Here is a 3,858-nt window from a genome sequence, read left to right on the forward strand (position 1 = left end):
TGATTCCCCGTGGGCCGACGGCGCTGAGAAAGAGCCGTTCGTTGTGCGTAAAGCGCTCGTTTGTCGTCGATAGATAGATGACTGCCGGTCGGAGCACCATCGTGATCGCGGCGACGATTGCGAGACCGGCCAGCCCGAGCGAGAGGATATCCGCGAAGTCGATCAGCGCCGCCAGCGCGACGAAGATAAACGAGAGGACGACGACCGAGAGGTCATCGAGAAAGTCGATCACCGCTTCGTGGTGGGGGAGGTCGACGTTCCCGAGGACGAAACCGGCCATCGCGGCGGCGGCGATCCCCGTCTCGCTGGCGAGCAGTTCGGCACCGGCGTACGCGACGACGATCCCGGCGAGGACGATCAACCGCGCGTGCAGTGGCGCTGCACAGGGTCTTGACTGCCCGCGACTGATCACCAGCCAGACGATGCCGGCGACGAGTGCACCGACTGCCAGCCCGATGAGCAACCGTCTCGCGAAGTCACTGACGAGTGCTGCCGGCGTGCCATTCCCAGCGACGAGAACCTCGAAGACGACGACGACCAGGATCGCCGCCGTGACGTCGTTGATTATCCCTTCGCCCTCGAGGACGGCAGCGACGTGATCGCGAACGGTGACGACCTGCAAGATCGGACCGATAACCGTCGGCCCGGTCGCGATCAGCAACGCGCCGACCAGCAGGCCGACCTCGAGACCGGTATCGAGGAAGACGACGACGGCGGCAGCCGTCCCGATCCAGGTGACCGCTGCACCGACGGTGGTGAGTCGAAACAGCGCTGTTGGACTCTCGCGAAGTTTCTCGAGGCGGAGGTGGTAGCCGCCCTCAAAGAGGATGATCGCGACGCTGACGCCGACCATTGCGGAGAGGCCGTCACCGAACGTCTCTTGGGAGACGAGGCCGAGCAGTTCGGGGCCGATCGCGATCCCGGCGAAGATCAGAAAGAGAACACTCGGGATTCGCAGTCGGTCGGCGAGAACGCGGGAGGCGACACCGAGTGCCAGAACGAGTGCGACGATCGCAATGAGGTTCACGGCCAGTTACGTGTCTGCGAGCCAGCTACGTACCCGTCCGTTCCGGCTCTGTACGGATAGTTCGCCGACGGCATCAGTCATCACCGTCAGGGGTGACGTGTGCGTTCGATTCGCCCGTGTTGACCGACTGAACGACCTGATAGAGGATCATCGACGCGACGAAGAACGACGAGCCGACGAGCAGGAGAACGCTCACCATATCGAGCGCGTCCGTTCCGAGCCAGTTGGCGAGTTCGCTGAGCGCGATGCCGGCGCTGGCGAACAGCATCATGAGCCCGAAGTAGATGATCACGTCGTCCTCTTCGACCATCGTCGTCGCTGCTGAACCGATTCTGGCTCCGAGCGCACTCCCGACTAACAGCAGCGAGACGACTGTCAGGTCGACGCTGCCGGACATCCCGTAGGTGAACGTCCCGAACGCGCCCGAGAACAGCCCGGCGAACAGGCTGGNCCCGACTAACAGCAGCGAGACGACTGTCAGGTCGACGCTGCCGGACATCCCGTAGGTGAACGTCCCGAACGCGCCCGAGAACAGCCCGGCGAACAGGCTGGTCCCGACAGCGGCCGTCAACGGCGTCCCGATCAGGTAGTAGATCGCGGGCATCCGGATGAAACCGCCGCCGACGCCGATCAGCCCCGAGATGAGGCCGACACCGCCGCCCGCTCCGGAGATCGTCCACACCGAAGCCCGGCCGCCAGAGGTCAGCGAGATCATCGGCGGAACGTTGTACGACTGAATCTTCTGTGCGACTGGCGGAATCTCGTCGTCGTCGACGTCGTCCCCCTCGTCGTCATCGTCATCGAGATTGGCGGCTCGGCGCAGGAACAGCGCACCGATTCCGGCCAGCAAGACCACGTACGCGACACCGGTGACGAGGTTGGCGATCCCCAACGCCTCGAGACCGAACACGAGTCGACTGCCGAGTTCGATCCCGATCGAGAGGACGACGAACAGGATCGCGCCGAGTCGGTAGTCGACCTGCCCGACGTCGTAGTGTTTCAACACGGCGATCACGGAGGNCCCGAAATAAAACGCCAACCCGCTCCCGATCGCAACCGAGGCGGGGTAGTCGAGGATCAACAGTGTCGGCGTAATCAGGAAGGAACCACCCATTCCGAAGAAGCCGAACAGTACCCCGACCATGAAGCCGAAGCTCACGAACAACAGCAACAGCGGCAAGCTGAGTCCCAGTAGCTCCATCGATTATGCGTCCGTGATCGTTTCGATCAGTGGCGTTGCGACTCGCTCTACGGCACCGTAGCCCACGTAGAGGACAACTGCCTGTAGGAAGACGACACCGACGAGGAGCGTTGCCTGTACGAGTGGGGAGTACGCGCTGAATTCGATCACGCGTGTCGACCCCCGTTTGAACCCGGTTGTGTGCGGATCATGGATTGTTGCTCACTACTCCCTATTCGAGAGGAGCGTATAACGCTTTTGGGACTGTCGCACAATATTACTGCGAGCTATCTCATAGCTATCCTACGGAGATATTTGTATAAGTTTTCTAAATATGAGGACTCGAGCGAGACGATAGCGCCGGCACACCGCGCGCACCCACCCACACGACGTGGGCGAGCAGCCGAACTCGAGTGAGAGTCGCCGAGATTACGCCGGCTGAGTGGCTGAGTAGAGCTGAGCCTCGAGCGCGTTCATCGGATTTGATATTGGGGTATCCAAACAATATTATACCGTCGGCACCTACGACGGGTATGAAAGCAGTGCTGGCAACTGATCTGTCCGCGGCGAGCGAGGCGACAATCGAGAACGAGACTGGTCTCGAGTGTCTGGGGCGGATCGGCATCGAGGAGATCCATCTGGTGACAGTCGTGCCGTCGAACGTCCACGCCGGAATGCCCGGTATCGACTTCGAAAAACGCCGTCGGAAGGCGCTCGATCGCTACCGACAGGTCATCGAGGGCGCTGGCTTCGACGTCGAGACCCACGTCGTCCGAGGGACACCTCACCGGCGGATTCGAGGCATCGCGGAGACGATCGGCGCGAGCCTAACGGTCGTCGGTTCGCGCGGGAAGAGCCCACTCGAGAACCGGGTGATTGGCTCGACCGCGCGCAACCTCTCCCGAACGACAGTGACGCCGCTTTTGGTCAACCGCATCGAACGCGAGACCGACGAGCCGAGTATGGTCCGCAAACATCTCTTCCAGCGGATGCTGTACGCGACGGATTTCTCGAAGAACGCCGAACAGGCGTTCGAGACGTTCTCATATCTGCGTCATGCGACCCAAGAGGTGACGCTGGTCCACGTCAAAACGCCGAAAGATCCGGGACTTCCGGAGGGCGAAGATCCGGAAGCACAGCTGGCCGAACTCGCGGACCAACTCCAGGAATGGGGCATCGAGACACGGACGGAGATCCGTCAGGGCGATCCGGCCGACGAGATCCTCGCCGCCGAAGCCGAGTACGAACCGACGACGACCCTCGTTGGCTCGCGCGGACACAGCCGACTGCGCCGGCTGTTGCTGGGCAGCGTTTCCGAGGATCTGGTTGCCCGCGCGAACGGGAACGTGATGCTCGTGCCACCGGAGCGAACGGCGTAGACCACCGTACAGCGTTCCGTTCTCGCCCCGAATATACCGCTGTCCGTCTCTGTCCTCGAGTCACTCGTTACGGCCGCCACGAGAGCGACTACTGCGTGACTGACCACGAAACCGTCTCCGTTCGTCGCGATCCAATATTGTTCGCTCCGCACACAACTATTATGGTTGCCGAAGCCGTACAGTCATCCGATGAGTGACTCCGCAGACGACGAACGGGAGCGAATCCGCGAACGGAAAAAACAGGAGCTGCGCGAACGCCTCGAGAACGGCGG

Annotated in this window: 4 protein-coding genes; 1 reads left to right on the plus strand and 3 read right to left on the minus strand. The window is 62.0% G+C overall.

All coding sequences use genetic code 11. The features are described 5' to 3' along the window. The 3 genes from C495_RS16885 to C495_RS18175 all read right to left on the minus strand — a co-directional run. Positions 1-1,027: cation:proton antiporter (locus tag C495_RS16885; RefSeq protein ID WP_008165140.1), on the minus strand; the 1,027-nt coding region annotated here is incomplete at its 3' end. A gap of 73 nt (positions 1,028-1,100) precedes the next feature. Beyond that, on the minus strand, positions 1,101-2,228 hold the full coding sequence (locus C495_RS16890; RefSeq protein ID WP_008165142.1) for a sulfite exporter TauE/SafE family protein: 1,128 nt from the start codon (positions 2,226-2,228) through the stop codon (positions 1,101-1,103). 3 nt (positions 2,229-2,231) lie between these two features. Further along, positions 2,232-2,378, minus strand: a complete 147-nt coding sequence (locus tag C495_RS18175; RefSeq protein ID WP_006068055.1) for a DUF7512 family protein — start codon at positions 2,376-2,378, stop codon at positions 2,232-2,234. Positions 2,379-2,740: 362 nt separating this feature from the next. Between C495_RS18175 and C495_RS16895 the strand changes: the two genes are divergently transcribed. After that, positions 2,741-3,586 carry a universal stress protein gene (locus C495_RS16895; protein WP_008165145.1) on the plus strand — a complete coding sequence of 282 codons (846 nt, stop codon included), beginning with the start codon at positions 2,741-2,743 and terminating at the stop codon, positions 3,584-3,586. The last annotated feature ends 272 nt before the right edge of the window (positions 3,587-3,858 follow it).

It is taken from the genome of Natronorubrum sulfidifaciens JCM 14089, from assembly GCF_000337735.1.
Classification (GTDB): Archaea; Halobacteriota; Halobacteria; order Halobacteriales; family Natrialbaceae; genus Natronorubrum; species Natronorubrum sulfidifaciens.